Source organism: Cesiribacter andamanensis AMV16 (assembly GCF_000348925.1).
In the GTDB taxonomy this organism is placed as follows: Bacteria; Bacteroidota; Bacteroidia; order Cytophagales; family Cyclobacteriaceae; genus Cesiribacter; species Cesiribacter andamanensis.
In genome coordinates, this window is the sequence record NZ_AODQ01000054.1 from 1 (window position 1) to 16,142 (window position 16,142).

Here is a 16,142-nt window from a genome sequence, read left to right on the forward strand (position 1 = left end):
GAGATCAGCTGGAACGGCCGGCTGAACGGAACAGGGAATTATGTGCCGGGCGGCAACTACTACTATGACCTGCGCCTCATCAATTGTACTTCCAATACCCTGTACAGAGGGACCGTCACCTTTTTCCGCCCTCTGCTGCTGACCATGAGCCTTTACCCCAATCCTGCCCAGGACTATGTGGAGGTGGATCTGCAACAGCAGGAAGATAGTGTTGCTGGTCCCAGGCCACTGCCGGAAGACCTGCAGTTGGCGGTGGTTTCCCTGCAGGGGGAAATGGTGCTGCGCCGGGAGGGGATCGCCTTCCCCATGAGGCTGGATGTGCGTGCCCTGCCGGAGAAGGAATACGTACTGCTGCTTCGCCATGGGAACAGGCTGGAGCGACAGCGACTTCTGCTCAGGCGATGAACACACTGCAGTGATACGTCGCTGTCTTAACATACGGTCTAATGATTTTTGTCTCATCTAACTATTTTTTCATATGTCACAGGAACCATCCTCCTTTTCCGGGGCTGCCAGGGCTAGGCTGTACCGGGAACAATTATTGACTACTGACGATCTACAGGCATTTAAGGCAGAACTGCTGGAGGAAATCGGCAGGCTCCTGGCACAAGGAGCAGCAGAAGCGCCTAAAAAGTGGCTCAAATCCCCGGATGTACGCAAACTGCTGGGCATCTCGCCGGGAACGCTGCAAAACCTGCGCATCAACGGGACGCTGCCCTTTACCAGGCTGGGGGGCGTACTCCTGTACGATGCGGCAGATATAGAGAAGTTGCTGGAGAAAAATCGGCAAAGAGGGGCACTGCTGGTGCATGGACTGCAGGATCGGCCTGCGCATGCATCGGACAGGACGAATGCACGTATTCAGGGCAGTCCTGCCTAACCTTTCCTTGTGTACCAGCAATAGGGGGGTGCTTGGCGCTGCCGTCAGTATGGCTCCATCCGCCAGGGCGTTTGACGTGAATGAACGGACCTGGCGGGGCTCCTGGCGATCCCCCTTTGCTCTGTATACCGGTTTTTTTTGAGCAAGGAGCATTTTCAGAAATTCTTACATTGGAAGCAACAGCCCCCTAATTACTTCCGGGAGCTACTGCCTGGTACGGACTTGATCGGTTAAGCAACACAGGTAAGCCTGGCTACTGCGGCAGGAAGGCCTGGCGTATTGGTTTGCTAAGGGGCTGGTGCTGCAGGCTGAAGCAAGGAGAGTACAGGAAGCGGTATGCCTTTCCTCCTGAAGCTATCCGAGAGGGCTTTGGCCGGAGGGAATGGAAGCCGATGGGCATACCGTCTAGCACCGGATTAGCACTTGCACATTAGGCTGCCGGGATGAGAAGACAAGTTGGTTTAACCGGACAACTTTTATCTTACTTCTGATGCGGAGGGAAGGAATATTTGAGTTTATTTACTAAAAATATTAGTCACCGCATGGCAGCACCTATTCTACCTGAAACTCAATCTCTTTCCGCTACTGCAACCCCTCTTCAGCGTATCCTATTAGTAAAGTTCGGGCTGGTGCTCACAGCAGGGCAACTGGCCTCCCTGATCGCCGCACAGCCCGAACCCCTGCGGCAGAACCTGCTGGCCGATCAGCCTGGCCTGGATGCCCTGGATGAACTGGTGGAACGGCTCTCGGAGCAAATTACGGGCATCAATTATCCTACCGAGCACAGTACGCCTTATTATAAAGAATACTTTAAAAAGAAGCTGCAGGAAGGTAAGGAAGCATTTTTCGGGCAGTTTGCTGGTTGAAGGCCATTCCTTGGGAGGACTTTGCAGTGGACAGCCTAGGAGCGCAATAAGCCAGAGGCTATGCTTGCCATTCGAACCTAGCACAAGCTTTCTTTTTTACAGTTTTTTTATACCCACTCCAGTGTCAGCCCGTACCTGGACTAGCACCTGGTGCTTTGCTCAATCCTTTACATCTCATCTGCAAGCCAGGTTTTAAAGATTCAAAGAGTGATTGAAAAACTACGGAGAATGACCGGATCAATTGCCAGGCTTATAAATTCCATAGCGATTCTGAATCTTGGAGCAGGTGAGAGCCTGCCTGCTTTTTTTTAAGCTTTCCTGCCGTTGGATGAGCTAACATACCCCTCCCAATCAATGGATAATATTTGTCCCGGTTCGTAAGAATGATCCACATGCTGATTAGCAGCAACCCCAGGGCAATAGGCAAGCCAGAAGGGGCAACTGTGAGGTGTGTCAGCAGGATACCGATCAGGATCGGGAACAGGATAATCACCCCCAGGGGACGGAGCCTGGGAATGATCATCAGCAGACCCCCTATAATTTCTGCCAGCCCTACCAGCGGAAGCACCCAGCCGATGGACTGGAGTGCCGTATTCATGCTTGTAAGTGCTGCGGGTAAGTCATCAGGGACCGGCATGTAGTGGAAGAACTTGTTTAGCCCTGCATTGATGAACATAAGGCCGAATAGCAGACAAATGACAAAAGTGATCTTTTGCTTCATGACAGATTACTGGTTTAAGCGTAACAGCAGGGCATCCAGGTTCTCCAGGCCCATGGTAAAGCCTTCTTTGAAGCCCATGGCAATGATTTTTTCCAGGTCCTCGAGCGAATCGAATTGCAGGGTGATCTGTACGGTGGTCGAATGAGGATCGTTCCCCTCAAACACATTGTTCCATAGTGATCGGGGGAAATCGGGTGTGAAATTGCCCTCCTCATCACAAAAAGCATCCAGGCCGGAAAAACTGTGTCCGGGTATTATCTTTTGATAGTCTGCCCGGCACCAGTGCGCTTCATTCTCAGGTGAGATCATGGCATATAGCCAGGTGCCACCCTCCCGGAAGTCCATCGCCTTTGTTTCTACCCGATAGGGTTTGGGTGCCCACCACTGGTCCAGCAGTTCGGCTTTTGTCCAGGCATCCCAAACCAGGGCAAGGGGCGCGGCAAAGGCGCGTGTCACTAAGATGGAGTTTTTGTTCTTGTCGACGGTAAATTCAAATAGTTGGGCTGTTCTCATGGCTTTTTATGGTTAAGAGTGGTCAATAGCTGGTCGAGCTGGCTAAAGCGGTTTTCCCAAATCTGCCGGAACTGCTCCAGCCACTGGTCGATCTCTTTCATTTTTTCTATATCCAGCAGGTAATAGATCTCTCTGCCCTGGGGCTGCTGCCGGACAAGCTGGCACTCGGTCAGGATGCGCAAATGTTTGGACACTGCCTGGCGTGTGCTGTCAAAGTGCTCGGCGATGGCGTTGGGGGTCATGGCCTGTAAGGCAAGCAGGGCAATAATGGCGCGTCTTGTAGGGTCGGCAATGGCCTGGAATATGTCTCTTCTCATAGGGCTTTCTGTTTTTACTGGCGAACCGCTAATGCCTCAATATGCAACCAATCAGTTGCAATATAAATGCAACCGTTTGGTTTCGCAAATTCTAATCAACATATTTTTAGGACAGGGAAGGGGCTACTGGCTTCGGAAGACTGCAGTCAACAAATGATTGGTCTGCTATCAGCATCTAGCTGTAAATTCAAAAAAAAGCCCTTGACGTGTTCAAATGATGTTTTGCTGGATGGTCTGAATACAATGGTCTATATCCAGCGGTTTTTCGAAATACTCAATTACCTGCTTATATTCAGAAGCTCGCTTCCGGTCTGCTCTGTCAATTGAAGAGGTTACAATCAAGATAAAGAGAGCATCCGCATAGGGTTTCTGCTGGATGGCATCCATAAAAGCCCAACCATCAATCACAGGCATGTTGATATCCAGTAGCAGGACGTAGCGGTCGCCCGTACGATGGTGCTTCTCCAGATAATCAAGGGTTGCAGCACTGCTGCTGAAGCAGAGGGGATCCAACGAGAGCGCACTTGTCTCAACCAGTGTTTTGTGGATGAAAATGGAGGTTTCGTCGTCGTCGATTAGGAGAATGTGAAGACTCATGGAAATACCTGTATTGCGTGTTTGGATCAGTCTTTTTTGTAGTGTCGCGTGCGCCGCCGCTCGAACTAACGATCTGTCTCCCTTGCACGGACAGTGATCAGCGGGTATGTTTCATCCTGGGTAACGAGCACGCTTCTTGCTTCACTGCGCTTGGCACATGCTTAATAAGATCAAAAAGGCCGGATAGGTAGGAAGCTGATATGGCAATTTGGAAAAATAAAATGAATTGTAATGCAAGGCATTCGCCTATTTTCGGCGTTGTCGTCCAGACTTTCGCCATATTTTGTACCACTCTATAGACAACATTCAACTAATTCTGTGAGAATTCACTTTTTGATGATACTCACCTGCCTAAGAGTGTAGGGTAGGCTTGACTTGCGACCAACGCCCGGGGATAAGTCCTTCTACTATTACCATAGCAGCGGCCGTAGGCGCCAGCCACTAGTGAACAGCCAAGCCAGTAATAGTAGCGCTGATCTGATTTTTTAGGGGATATATTGTGGGAGCGCACCAGTTGAGTTGTATTAACTTTATCAAGTACAACTCTGACTGTAACAAAGCATATTATGGGATTGCCTCTCCTTACCGTATTTTAGGGAAAAATTGGCTTGTTATGCTCCTATGTGTCTACAATTACTGTACGGTGCAGGTAGGGGAATGTAGGATTAGTGATAATCACTCACTGGGATTTCGTTGAGTTGTAGATGCAGGCTGATCTTTGCCGTGATCTTGGAGATGGCATCTTGTTGGGTATTGTCGGATGCCGATATGTAATAGGTAATGGCAAAGGCGGTACAACTTGCCGGTTGCCGGTCATGACCACTAAAAAAGGGATACCTCATGGGCCTATAAGAATAAGGGGTTAAATGCCACCTCCAAGTGGTGGTGGCTTTGCCTGGATGCGCGGGTATATCTTCAAACTCATTTCCATCTGATCTGCCTAAACTCCCTATAGCCACCAGCTTTTCTACATCACATCACTTTCATAACACCACTTGCCAGTTTAGTATCATCCGGATGTACCGGATTCCTGCAAGAACGTTACGATCAGCGGAGGGCCTATTTCATGCTGCAGCAGGTCATGTTCCTTTCTGATGATGAGTTATGCAATCTGGCATATCAGCGGTACAGGACGAAGCGGCTACTGTAAATGGTGCATTATAGTGGAAACAAGGCGATGCATCTGCCAGGCAAGATTTGTTACACAAGGCAGGGGTAGGCCTGGGTAGATTTCACTAATACCTCAGGTATTGCTCAACCAGCAGGTCCCAAATGCTTAGCTGCATGGCAAGGTAGTCAGTGTTGATGACTCACGGCAGTTGCTTAAGTCAAGCAAATAAACCTTAGTTTTAAAAAAAAACACATTTACTACGGAGTAGCATACTGCCTACAGCTAGTGGAGGTGACCCAGGTATGCACTTCAAGCACTTCCTACCCATTTTCAATTATCAGGATAATAAAGTTTACCACCATTAGCATGTTTAAAAAAATACTAAACGTTCAATACTTTATAATTTAATTTAATAAGCTTTGGTGTTTATTAAAATTATATTACATTAGTTTTAGGATGGCTGCTTTATGCTCGGGGCTATGACAAGGTGTTTGCCCACCAATTAAAGAATGCCATATAGAGAAGGCTGCAGCTCTGCAACCGCCATCCATTTCTGAGCACCCGCCTCTGCAGCCGGAAGCACCCCCGCCAAGAGGTGCCTGCTGAGCACTGTTTGCAATCGTTTGCGATACCCTATAAGAGAATCCTGTATGATGAGCAGATGTATACTCCTGATCGTTTTCTGTTTCGGTAGCACATTGCCGGCCCTTGCCCAGCTGCAACAGGTTGGGGGAGTGGTACGTGATACTAAAGGGGAAACCCTGCCGGGAGTTGCCATCCGGGTAAAAGGAACCACCACCGGCGCTGTTACCAACCTCCAAGGGCAGTATAGCCTGCAGGTAAGCGGTCCTGAAAGTGTTCTGATCGCTTCTTTTGTCGGCTTCCAAACCCAGGAAATTCTTGTGGGTAACCGTTCGGTAATCGATATTACCCTGGAAGAATCCGTAGAGCAGTTAAGGGAAGTGGTGGTGACGGCACTGGGTATCGAAAAGGAAAAGAAATCGCTGGGCTACTCGGCACAGGCCATCAGTGGCGATGAACTGGTCGTGGCCCGGGAGAATAACCTGATTAATTCCCTGGCCGGGCGTGTATCGGGGGTGCAGATCAACCAGTCGGGAACAGGTCCCGGCGGAACATCCAAGGTGGTGATCCGTGGGTTTTCCTCCATTGCCGGCGCCAATACCCCTCTTTATGTGGTAGACGGCATTCCTATGGCCAATCCCCAGGGCGGTGGCGGCCAGTTTGGCGGAGTGGACTATGGCGATGGTATTTCGAATCTCAACCCCGATGATATCGAGTCCATTGACATTCTGAAAGGGGCTAGTGCTACCGCCCTTTACGGCTCCAGAGGACAGAACGGGGTTATCATGATCACCACCAAAAAGGGACGCGCCCGCAAGGGGATAGGGGTAGATTTCAGCTCCAACCTAACCCTGGAAACGCCCCTGGTACTACCCGATTTCCAAAACCGCTTCGGGCGGGGCTCCAATGGGGAGTATCCCCTGAATAACCAGGGCAATTTTACAGATGCCATCCGGGGCAGCTGGGGTCCCAGAGCGCTGGGGCAGAGCGAGTTGAATGGGGTGCCTTTTGTAGACTGGACCGGCGAACAGAAGCCCTATACCACCTACGAGAATAACATACGCGACTTTTTTCGCACCGGCCAGACCTACACCAATGCCATTGGCTTTTCAGGGGGATCTGAAACCACCCAGGCCCGTGTAGCCCTCTCCCACCTGCATACGGAAAACATCCTGCCAAACAGCAACCTGGACCGGCTTAACCTGAGCCTGAACATCAGCTCTCAGTTATCGGAAAAATTTTCAGTTGAAGGCAAGATCAACTACATCAAACAGAACGCCTTTAATCGGCCCAACCTCACCCTGAGCCCGGACAACCCCATGAATAGCCTTATTCAGATGCCGCGCTCCATCGATCTGAACGACCTGAAAGACTACCGCTTACCCAATGGCAGACCCCGGGTCTATACCAATGCCGCCGCCCCCGATCAGTGGCAGAACCCCTACTGGGCAGTTAACCTGAACACCAATAACGACGAGCGGGATCGGATTATCGGCTATGTAAAACTCGAGTATGCCTTTACAGACTGGCTGAGGATGCATGTGCGCAGCGGGACGGATTATTACAATGACTTCCGGCAAAACCGGAATGCAACCAATACCATCTATCGGATTACGCCGGACAGAAGCTTTTATTCCGAATATTACGGCCGCTTTGAGGAGCGCAACTCCGATCTGTTACTGGTTGCCAACAAGGCCTTTAGCGAACGCTTAAGCCTTACGGCCACCGCCGGGGGCAACCTTATGCAGCAAAAAGCGCGCTCCATCAGCACCAGTGCGCAGGGGCTCAACATTCCGGATTTTTTTGTGATCCAGAATGCCCTGAGTACCCTTACCAGCGAGGGTGCCAGCCAAAAGCGCATACATTCGGTCTATGGCTCTGTACAGGCTGCCTATAATAACTACCTCTTTGTGGAAGTCTCCGGCCGCAACGACTGGTCATCGGCCCTGCCGCCCACGGCCTGGTCCTACTTTTACCCTTCTATTTCCAGCAGCCTGGTCTTTACCGATCTGCTGGACCGGGACTGGGGCATCCTGAGCTTTGGAAAGCTGCGCGCCTCCTATGCCGAAGTGGGCAACGATACCGGACCTCATCAGCTGGATCTGAACTACTTTGTCAACAACCTCACCCATGGTGGGCAAACCTTTGGACAAATCTCCCGTACCCGCCCGCCTATCGACCTGAAACCTGAACGCACCACGGCCCTGGAAGCCGGATTGGAACTGGGTTTTCTTAAGAACCGGATTCAGGCGGATGTAACCTATTACCACGCCGGCACCGCCAACCAGATTCTGGCTGTTCCTGTCTCTAAACCCTCGGGCTTTGAAACCAGCATTATCAATGCCGGCCTTGTTACTAATCAGGGTATAGAGCTCTCTCTGCGGGGTAGTCCTGTAAAAACTACCGGTTTCAGCTGGGAAACAGCCGTAAACTTTACCCGCAACCGCTCCCGCGTAGAGGAGTTGGCACCTAATGTAGAAGTATACCAGATTGGCGGCAATTACGATCAGTTTGGGGTACGCATACAGGCCGAAGTAGGAGGGCAATTTGGCGATATTTATGCCGACAATGCCTTTTTGCGCGATCCACAGACGGGCCGGCGCATCATCGGCAGTAACGGACTGCCCTTGCGGGACCCTGCGGGTATTCGTAGAATCGGTAATTTTCAGCCCGATTTCCTGGCCGGCTTTTCCAATGCCTTCACCTACAAAAATTTTACAGCCAGCTTCTTGCTGGACATTCGTAAAGGAGGCGATATTTTTTCCTTTTCCAATTCGGTGGCAGCGGCCAATGGCAATGCCCGCTACACGCAGTATGATCGCCTGGAGTGGTATGCCGGCGCCGGAGGCTATATCGCCGAAGGGGTAACGGAAGGAGGAGCGAAAAATACCATAGAAGTTAATCCGCAGGCCTATTGGGAAACCGTTGGCGGCCGCGCCTCTACCTATGCCGAAGCCTTTTTGTACGACGGCAGCTTTGTGAAGCTGAGAGAAGCCACTCTGGGCTATCGGCTGCCCGAGCGCCTGCTGGAAAGAACGTTCCTTACTACGGCACGCCTGTCGCTGGTAGGACGCAACCTGTTCTTCCTGCATAAAAATACGCCTGGTTTCGATCCGGAGGCAACATTCAATGCAGGCAACGACCAGGGCATCGAGGCCTTTGCCTTCCCCTCTACCAGAAGTGTTGGTGTTAACCTAAACGTTACTTTCTAAATGAACCGGATGCTTGCCTTACAAACCCGTTTTCTGGCAGTAGCCCTGCTGAGCATGTTGCTGATGCCTACGGCCTGTACCGACCGCTTCGAGGAACTTAATGTAAGCCCAACCGCCGTACAGGAAGACCGCATCAATGAAGACCTGCTCTTTACCCGCTCGCTGGTCTATGGCGCCCTGCGCTATACAGAGTTTCAGCGGGCGCAGCAGCTCTATGCCAACCACTATATCCAGTACTATGCCATGTCAGTAGATCGCTTCGAAACCGATCGCTACATTACCCGCAACGATTGGCTTACCGATTACTGGACAGCTGCCTATGCCGACTTTGGCATGCAAATACAGCAGGTGATCAACATCAGCGCCCGCAATGAGAACAAGCTGAACAAAACGGCAATTGCCCGCATCTGGAAGGTGTTTATCATGCACCGCATCACCGATCTGTGGGGCGATGTACCCTACTTTGACGCCTTTAGCGGAATCATTACCCCCCGCTACGATCGTCAGGAAGATATTTACCTGGACATGCTCAACGAGCTCAAAGAAGCGGAAGCTTCCATAGATCCGTCTCGAACGCTCAATTTCGGTTCGGCCGATGTGCTCTATGGAGGGAACCTGACCCTCTGGCGTAAATTTGCCAACTCCCTGCGCCTGCGCCTTGCCATGCGCCTGAGCGAGGTGGCACCAGCGGTGGCCGAAGCCCATGTGCGGGAGGTGCTTGCTGCCGGCAACCTGATCAGCACCAATGCCGAGTCTGCCCTGATGCGTTATGGCCGTGATTTTGGCAATGCCGATGAGAACATACAGCCCATGGGGGTGATCCGCAGCTTTAATGAATACAGGGCCAGCTCTACCCTGGTCGATTTTCTGCAGCAAAACAACGATCCCCGCCTGGAAATCTACCTGGAGCCGGCCAATGGTGAATTTGTGGGCCTGCGCAATGGCTTAAACCCTACGGAGATCAATGCGCTGGATCCGGACGACTATGCCCGCGATTCGCAGATCATTTCCAACTTATTTGCCCCCAGCGGGTTGCTGATCTATCCCGAAGTGCTCTTTCTGCAGGCCGAAGCCGCCCTGAGGGGCTGGGGGCCAGGCAACGCCCAGGAGTACTACGAACAGGGCATCAGTGCCTCTATTGCTTACTGGCTGGACGTGTATCAGGACCTGCAGGGCAGAATACCAGCCAGTGAACTTGCCAGTTTACCCCAGCTGGACATTAACCAGGAACAGATCAATACCTTTCTGGCCGAACCGGGTATCGCCTATAACCCCTCCCGTGCGCTGGAGCAGATCATTACCCAAAAGTGGCTGGCCAACATCAACCAGGGCTTCGAAGGCTATGCCGACTATCGAAGAACCGGCTTTCCCAGGCTTACCCCCATTCCCAATACCGACGGACAAAGTGAAACAGGGGGCTCCAACGTGCCGTCCCGCCTGCGCTACCCCGCCGAAGAGCAGGCGCTGAACCGGGAAAATTATCAGGAAGCCGTGCAGCGCCAGGGCCCCGACCTGCCCACCACACGGGTCTGGTGGGATGCAGATTGAGCAGGATACTTTTTTACGTATTATTCAAATAAACCTAACCAAAATGATGAAATTGAATTTCTTTAAACATGCGAATCTGCTGGTGATGGCTCTTGTTTTGGGCTTCGCAGTAAGTTCATGTAAAGACGATGATTCAGGGCCCACCCTAAGCGATGCCGCTGATATCACCGCCTTTAGCTTTGCCGGCATCAACCCGCCGGTTGCCGGCGTTATTTCCGGCACTACCATTACCGCTACTGTTCCCTATGATGTGGATGTAACTACGCTGGTACCCACCATAGCCGTATCTGAGCGGGCTACGATCGCACCTGCCTCAGGCGTTGCCCGCGATTTCTCTCAGCCCGTCACCTATACTGTAACAGCCGAAAACGGGACCACCACCCGGACCTATACTGTAAACGTAACACAGGAAAACCCGCCCAGCATAGCAGTAGCGCCTCTATGGCAGCGCAATCTGGCCGAGGGGGGCTTGCCCGCCTGGTTTACCGCCAATAACGACCGGGACCTGGCCGTGCATGGCAACTTTGTGTATGTGCATAATAACAACGACAAAATACGGGTAGTATCTGCCGCAGACGGAACGGATGTACTGGTGCGGGAGGATCTGGAATTTATCGATGGTAAGGAAAATTTTGCGTCCGGTAACCTCTTCCTGCTGGGTACCGATACCGACAGCCAGGGTAGAATTGTAGCCTCTAACCTGCGCGTTGGCTCCGCCGATCAGCATCCCTGGAATGTATATGTATGGAACGATAAGGATGCCGAGCAGGAACTGCTCTTTCAATACCCTACCCCTGAGGGGTATCGCCTGGGCGAAAACCTTACCGTAGTGGGTGATGTGCGTGGCAATGCCACCATATATGTACCCGGCGGCGGCTTTGGTACACAAAACAATAAAATGTTGAAATTCACCATCAGCGGCGGGGAGGTAAATACTACCCCAGACATCATTGAACTGGGAGAAATTACCAACATGGGCAATGCTCCGGATGTGGTAGCGGTGAGCAATGAAGCTAATTCCAACCTTATCGTAGCCGGTACCGGCATTGGCGGAATTGCGGAATACACCTCAGCCGGTGCGCTGGTAGGCCGCCTGCCTGCTGCCCTGAACACAGGTGAAACAGCCCTGCTCTTTTCTTTTGCCCTGGATGTAGCCGCCTTTGAGCTCTCTGGCAGAAAGATTGTAGCAACTACAGCTACGGATTTTACAGAAAATGCCGCTACGTCTGGCTACCTCTACCTGATTGACTATACCGACGGCTGGGATAATGTAACGGCAGCTAATATAGAGCGCGTGCCCTTTACACCGGATGGCAATATTGACACCAACTTCAATGGCACCGGTGGTGTGGATGTAGTGGTTAGTGGCAATACGGCAACAGTGTATGCCGTGATTACCAACTTTGGTATCGGTGCCTACACTGTTACAATTGAGCAATAGGCAAAGGTAAAAGAGCTGTAGCTGCGGCTGCAGCTCTTTTTCTTTTTCATTTAAACGGTTTTTCCATGAGTGTTTCAGGCTTTTCCCGGATCTCAATACTTGTATTGCTACTTATTGCCACTTTTTGGTCGTGCAAGGAAGATGATAACTTCAACGAAGGCCCCTTTCAGAGCAAAAGAACGGCTATTCTTTCTTTTGACTTTAATGACATCAGACCCGGACAGTCTTTTGAAGGCAGTATTAATGCCGCCGAAAGCCGGGTAAACGTGGTGGTGCCCTTTGGCACCGACCTCAGGGCGCTGGTGCCTACCATAGCCATTTCTGAGAAAGCAACCATCTCACCCCCTTCCGGAATTGCCAACAATTTTACCCAGCCCGCTACCTACATCGTCACAGCCGAAGACGGCACCACCCAGGCCTGGACAGTAGTAGTGGAAGAATCTGATGAGGAGCCGCGGCTCAGCCTGAGTCCACCCGTTTGGAACCGTTCGCCCGCTGGAAGTGGAGTGCCCAGTTTTTTTACCCCCGATGGCGAACGTGGAATTGATTTCGGTAACGGTCACCTGTATGTAACCAGCAATAACGATAAAATACTGATTCTGAGCCCGGCAGACGGCAGCCAGATCGGCAGCCTGGACATGAGCGGGGTTAGCGGCGGCGAACCCAAAATAGCCGATATAGAAGTGAGCGCAGATGGCTCGATCCTGGCCTGCAATACCGTAGAGTGGACCAGTGATGGGGGAGGAGCCCCCACTACCTTTAAGATATACCGCTGGGAAGACGAAACCAGCCAGCCCACCCTCTGGCTCAGCTATACCAATACCCAGTACCGCATGGGGGATACCTTTACGGTGATCGGTGATGTTAGCGGCGATGCGGTAGTGCTCACCAGCTTTGGCCGAAAATTCCTGAACCCCACCGACCGGGGCAACCTGGTCTTTAAATGGACGGTTACGGGCGGGGTGCTTAATCCCGAGCCTGAAATTATCCCCATACAGGGGGTGCCCACCCTTACCCGCCTGGGTTCCCGCCCCCACGCCCAGCTGCTACGTCCGGATAGCGAAGAGCTTTATGTAAATGCCAACGACATCGACTTTACCCGCACCGCACTGGACGGGACCTTCCAGGCCCGCATTCCCAATGGGGGGCGCCAGCTGTATGATGGTTTTACGTCTCATTTCGAGATCTTTGAGTTTGCCGGTAAACGGGTATTGGTTACAGCCTTTCCGCGCAGCAATATTGAAAGTCGCCTGATTGTCATTGACATTACTAACGGCCTGGAGAACGTAACCGCTGAGGATGTGATCCTGAGCCAGAACTTCATGCAGGGCGCCGGTGAAATTGCCAATGTAAATGCCAGCGGAGCAGTTGCCATCAACCCCCTGGAGAATAACCGGGTTGAGGTATATGTGCTGATAACCAACCAGGTGCTGGCCAAATTTATTCTCACCACCAGTCTCTGACGCATGCCCCATCTACACCTTTTCATTCGGTGCTATCTTCTTCTCTGTAGTCTGCTGGCCATGGGCTGTTCTGGAGGTAGGGCTATTACCTCTACTCCGACGCCTGATCCGCAGTCGTCGGCTGCCGTACGTGGGGTCTGGCTCACCAATGTGGCCAGCCAGGCACTTGATTCCCGGGAAAACATCCGAGAGGCTGTGGCGCTCTGCCAGGAACTGGGCTTTAACAGCATTTTTGTGGTTACCTGGAACAGGGGGTACAGCCTGTATCCCAGCCAGGTGGTAGCCGCCGTAACCGGCACTTCCATCATGCCTCGCTTTCAGGGCCGGGACCCCCTGCAGGAACTGCTCGAAGAAGCAACTGCCAAGAACATCAAGGTTTTTGCCTGGTTTGAATTTGGCTTTTCTGCCTCCTATGGCGACTCTACCGGCGGACTGTTGCTGCAACGCCGTCCCGAATGGGCCTCCCGGGACCGGGCCGGAAAAATTACAGAGAAAAATGGCTTTCAGTGGATGAATGCGTTTCATCCCGAGGTGCAGCAATTCATTAAGGATATGGTGCTGGAAGTGGTGCGCAAGTATCCCGATCTGGCCGGCATTCAGGGCGACGACCGCCTGCCGGCCCTACCCTCTAATGGCGGCTACGATGCCTATACCGTAGCCCTCTACCAGCAGGAGCACGGCGGCAACACACCCCCTGCCCATGAAACAGATTATGACTGGATCAAATGGCGATCCCGTAAGCTTACCCTCTTTTTAAAGGACCTGGTGGAAGAGGTGCGCAGGGCCAACCCGCAAAGCATTATCTCCATGTCGCCCAGCATTTACCCCTGGAGCGAAGAAAACTACCTGCAGGACTGGCCCGCCTGGCAAAAGATGGGACTGGTAGATTTGGTCATCCCGCAGGTATATCGCTATGCGTTTGATCGCTATCAGCTGGAAATGGATAAAATTCTACAGGAGCAGCTGGGACCCTATAATCGGGAGGCCTTTTACCCTGGCGTGCTGCTTCAGGTAGATACCTATAACCCATCGGAAGCTTTCCTCAAGCAGATGATCGATTATAATCGAGCCCATGGAGTGCAGGGGGAAGTATTCTTCTTTTACGAAGGCATCAAAAAATTTAAGGACTTTTTCAAACGGGAATATGGAGAGGCGGTGCCTTTTCCTGAATTCAAAAGACAATACCCATGAACTACCTACGAAAGGCTTCTCTGTTTGTGCTGGCACTATGCCTGCTCTTTTCCTGTAAAGACGATGATTCCATGGCCGCTCGCAACGAACGGCTCATCGAGTACTTTGCCTTCGAAGGGGTAGACCCAGCGGCGGAGGGGGAAATCAATCATACCGATGGCACCGTGCGCCTGACCGTTCCTTTTGGCACCAACCGTAGCGCCCTGCAGCCTACCATCCGTGTATCGGAGGGCGCCAGCATCGACCCACCCTCCGGCGAACCACAGGACTTTCGTAATTTTGCCATCTATACCGTTACCGGTGCCGATGGCCTGAAAAAGACTTATACCGTTCTGGTAGCAGAGGGCCTGAGTAACAATGCCCGCCTGACCAGCTTTAAGCTTCCTACACTCTTCCAGACGGGGGTGATCAATCAGGAAACCAATGAAATTAGCCTTGAGGTATTCTATGGAACCGATCTTTCGGCCCTTACGGCAGCCCTGGTGCCTGCCGAAACCGGGGCTACCATAAGCCCGTCACCCTCAACCCCCCAGAATTTTAGCCAGCCCGTTACCTATACTGTAACTGCCCCTGATGGGCAAAGCACTGAAACCTACACCGTGCGTGTAAGTGTGCTGCCCGAGGAGACCGGAATAAGGGGGGTGTGGATCACCAATGTAGACAGCGATGTCCTGAACTCGCAGGCCAACATACAGGCAGCCGTAGACCGCATGGCCGAGCTGAACCTCAATACAGCCTTTGTGGTCACCTACAACAAAGCTCTGACCACCTACCCCAGCCAGGTGATGAAAAACCTTACCGGAGTGGAAATTAACCCGCTTTATGCCGGTCGGGACCCACTGCGGGAGTTTATCGATGCCGCACATGCCAAAAACATCAAGGTCTTTGCCTGGTTTGAGTACGGTTTTGCAGCCAATAATGGCAGCCCGGGACCTATTCTGCAGGCTAAGCCAAACTGGGGCGCCATTAACAATGCCGGGAACCAGGTGGTGAAAAATGGTTTTTACTGGTTAAATTCCCTACACCCCGAGGTACAGGAGTTTATGACCGAGCTGGTGCTGGAAACAGTACGCAACTATCCCGATATGGATGGGGTGCAGGGCGACGACCGCCTGCCTGCAATGCCCACCGAAGGTGGATACGATGCCTATACGGTTGAAAAGTACAAGGCTGAGCATAACGGGCAGGCTCCCCCCAACGACCCTAAAGATGGTTTCTGGATCCAGTGGCGGGCCAATATCCTAAATGCCTACGGCCAGGACCTTTACAACAGAGTAAAAGCCATTAATCCCTCGAGCATTGTGGCCATGTCACCCAGCCCCATGAACTTTGGGCTGGTAGAATACCTTCAGGACTATCCCGCCTGGGTAAAGGGGGGCTACGCTGATCTGGTGAGCCCGCAGCTGTACCGCCGGGATACCCAGGGAATCTCCATTTACCGGGGCTTGCTTTCCGAGCAGCTCAATCAGGTAGGGAATGAGCACGTGGATAAATTTTACCCGGGCATCCTGAGCTACCTGGGAGGCTATGTGCCCGATCCTGAATTTATGGTTGCCATGGTAAAGGAAAACCGCAGACGTGGCGTTACCGGCGAAGTGCATTTCTTTTACAATGCGCTGCTCTCGTACCCGGAGGTATTCCGGGCCATCTATCCGGCCCCTGCCATCTACCCGAACCTGCTGGAGTAAACAGGCCTGCTT

General features: G+C 52.1%; 14 protein-coding genes. 9 read left to right on the forward strand and 5 right to left on the reverse strand.

Annotated elements, in window-relative coordinates; genetic code table 11:
- From ADICEAN_RS22635 to ADICEAN_RS11100, 3 genes are all read left to right on the forward strand, one after another.
- A partial coding sequence (locus ADICEAN_RS22635; protein ID WP_040396806.1) for a hypothetical protein occupies positions 1–405 on the forward strand: 405 nt, incomplete at its 5' end.
- 73 nt (positions 406–478) lie between these two features.
- A complete protein-coding gene (locus tag ADICEAN_RS11095; protein WP_009195690.1) occupies positions 479–880 on the forward strand; it encodes a helix-turn-helix domain-containing protein in 402 nt (133 codons plus the stop codon).
- Between the two features lie 629 nt (positions 881–1,509).
- Positions 1,510–1,746 (forward strand): hypothetical protein, encoded by a 237-nt coding sequence (locus ADICEAN_RS11100; RefSeq protein WP_040396809.1) that lies wholly within the window; start codon positions 1,510–1,512, stop codon positions 1,744–1,746.
- A 250-nt stretch (positions 1,747–1,996) separates the two neighbouring features.
- On the opposite strand, the gene ADICEAN_RS11105 is transcribed toward ADICEAN_RS11100, so the two are convergent.
- The 5 genes from ADICEAN_RS11105 to ADICEAN_RS22640 all read right to left on the reverse strand — a co-directional run bounded on the left by ADICEAN_RS11105 (position 1,997) and on the right by ADICEAN_RS22640 (position 4,736).
- A complete protein-coding gene (locus ADICEAN_RS11105) occupies positions 1,997–2,467 on the reverse strand; it encodes a DoxX family protein (protein ID WP_009195692.1) in 471 nt (156 codons plus the stop codon).
- A 6-nt stretch (positions 2,468–2,473) separates the two neighbouring features.
- Positions 2,474–2,980: an SRPBCC family protein gene (locus ADICEAN_RS11110; RefSeq protein WP_009195693.1), complete on the reverse strand. Its 507-nt coding sequence runs from the start codon at positions 2,978–2,980 to the stop codon at positions 2,474–2,476.
- The gene (locus tag ADICEAN_RS11115) at positions 2,977–3,297 is read right to left on the reverse strand and encodes an ArsR/SmtB family transcription factor (protein ID WP_009195694.1); all 321 of its coding nucleotides are present in this window, start codon (positions 3,295–3,297) and stop codon (positions 2,977–2,979) included. Before ADICEAN_RS11115 ends, ADICEAN_RS11110 begins: the two co-directional genes overlap by 4 nt.
- A gap of 210 nt (positions 3,298–3,507) precedes the next feature.
- Positions 3,508–3,894: a response regulator gene (locus ADICEAN_RS11120; protein ID WP_009195695.1), complete on the reverse strand. Its 387-nt coding sequence runs from the start codon at positions 3,892–3,894 to the stop codon at positions 3,508–3,510.
- A gap of 665 nt (positions 3,895–4,559) precedes the next feature.
- Positions 4,560–4,736: a hypothetical protein gene (locus ADICEAN_RS22640; RefSeq protein ID WP_009195696.1), complete on the reverse strand. Its 177-nt coding sequence runs from the start codon at positions 4,734–4,736 to the stop codon at positions 4,560–4,562.
- Between the two features lie 919 nt (positions 4,737–5,655).
- Between ADICEAN_RS22640 and ADICEAN_RS11125 the strand changes: the two genes are divergently transcribed.
- From ADICEAN_RS11125 to ADICEAN_RS21200, 6 genes are all read left to right on the forward strand, one after another.
- Positions 5,656–8,799, forward strand: a complete 3,144-nt coding sequence (locus tag ADICEAN_RS11125) for a SusC/RagA family TonB-linked outer membrane protein (RefSeq protein WP_009195697.1) — start codon at positions 5,656–5,658, stop codon at positions 8,797–8,799.
- Positions 8,800–10,347: a SusD/RagB family nutrient-binding outer membrane lipoprotein gene (locus ADICEAN_RS11130; RefSeq protein WP_009195698.1), complete on the forward strand. Its 1,548-nt coding sequence runs from the start codon at positions 8,800–8,802 to the stop codon at positions 10,345–10,347. It begins immediately after the preceding gene.
- A 43-nt stretch (positions 10,348–10,390) separates the two neighbouring features.
- Entirely contained in the window at positions 10,391–11,788 is a 1,398-nt protein-coding gene (locus ADICEAN_RS11135; protein WP_161622695.1) for a DUF5018 domain-containing protein, read from the forward strand.
- A gap of 65 nt (positions 11,789–11,853) precedes the next feature.
- Positions 11,854–13,251, forward strand: a complete 1,398-nt coding sequence (locus ADICEAN_RS11140) for a DUF5018 domain-containing protein (RefSeq protein WP_009195700.1) — start codon at positions 11,854–11,856, stop codon at positions 13,249–13,251.
- A 3-nt stretch (positions 13,252–13,254) separates the two neighbouring features.
- On the forward strand, positions 13,255–14,442 hold the full coding sequence (locus ADICEAN_RS11145; RefSeq protein WP_040396812.1) for a glycoside hydrolase family 10 protein: 1,188 nt from the start codon (positions 13,255–13,257) through the stop codon (positions 14,440–14,442).
- Positions 14,439–16,130: a family 10 glycosylhydrolase gene (locus ADICEAN_RS21200; RefSeq protein ID WP_009195702.1), complete on the forward strand. Its 1,692-nt coding sequence runs from the start codon at positions 14,439–14,441 to the stop codon at positions 16,128–16,130. The genes ADICEAN_RS11145 and ADICEAN_RS21200 overlap by 4 nt, the downstream gene beginning before the upstream one ends.
- Positions 16,131–16,142 lie beyond the last annotated feature (12 nt).

Coding starts and splice junctions, on each gene's coding strand:
- ADICEAN_RS11135 (WP_161622695.1), top strand. CDS start 10,391: ATGATGAAATTGAATTTCTTTAAACATGCGAATCTGCTGGTGATGGCT.
- ADICEAN_RS11130 (WP_009195698.1), top strand. CDS start 8,800: ATGAACCGGATGCTTGCCTTACAAACCCGTTTTCTGGCAGTAGCCCTG.
- ADICEAN_RS11125 (WP_009195697.1), top strand. CDS start 5,656: ATGATGAGCAGATGTATACTCCTGATCGTTTTCTGTTTCGGTAGCACA.
- ADICEAN_RS11105 (WP_009195692.1), bottom strand. CDS start 2,467: ATGAAGCAAAAGATCACTTTTGTCATTTGTCTGCTATTCGGCCTTATG.
- ADICEAN_RS11095 (WP_009195690.1), top strand. CDS start 479: ATGTCACAGGAACCATCCTCCTTTTCCGGGGCTGCCAGGGCTAGGCTG.
- ADICEAN_RS11110 (WP_009195693.1), bottom strand. CDS start 2,980: ATGAGAACAGCCCAACTATTTGAATTTACCGTCGACAAGAACAAAAAC.
- ADICEAN_RS11140 (WP_009195700.1), top strand. CDS start 11,854: ATGAGTGTTTCAGGCTTTTCCCGGATCTCAATACTTGTATTGCTACTT.
- ADICEAN_RS11115 (WP_009195694.1), bottom strand. CDS start 3,297: ATGAGAAGAGACATATTCCAGGCCATTGCCGACCCTACAAGACGCGCC.
- ADICEAN_RS11120 (WP_009195695.1), bottom strand. CDS start 3,894: ATGAGTCTTCACATTCTCCTAATCGACGACGACGAAACCTCCATTTTC.
- ADICEAN_RS11145 (WP_040396812.1), top strand. CDS start 13,255: ATGCCCCATCTACACCTTTTCATTCGGTGCTATCTTCTTCTCTGTAGT.
- ADICEAN_RS22640 (WP_009195696.1), bottom strand. CDS start 4,736: ATGAGGTATCCCTTTTTTAGTGGTCATGACCGGCAACCGGCAAGTTGT.
- ADICEAN_RS21200 (WP_009195702.1), top strand. CDS start 14,439: ATGAACTACCTACGAAAGGCTTCTCTGTTTGTGCTGGCACTATGCCTG.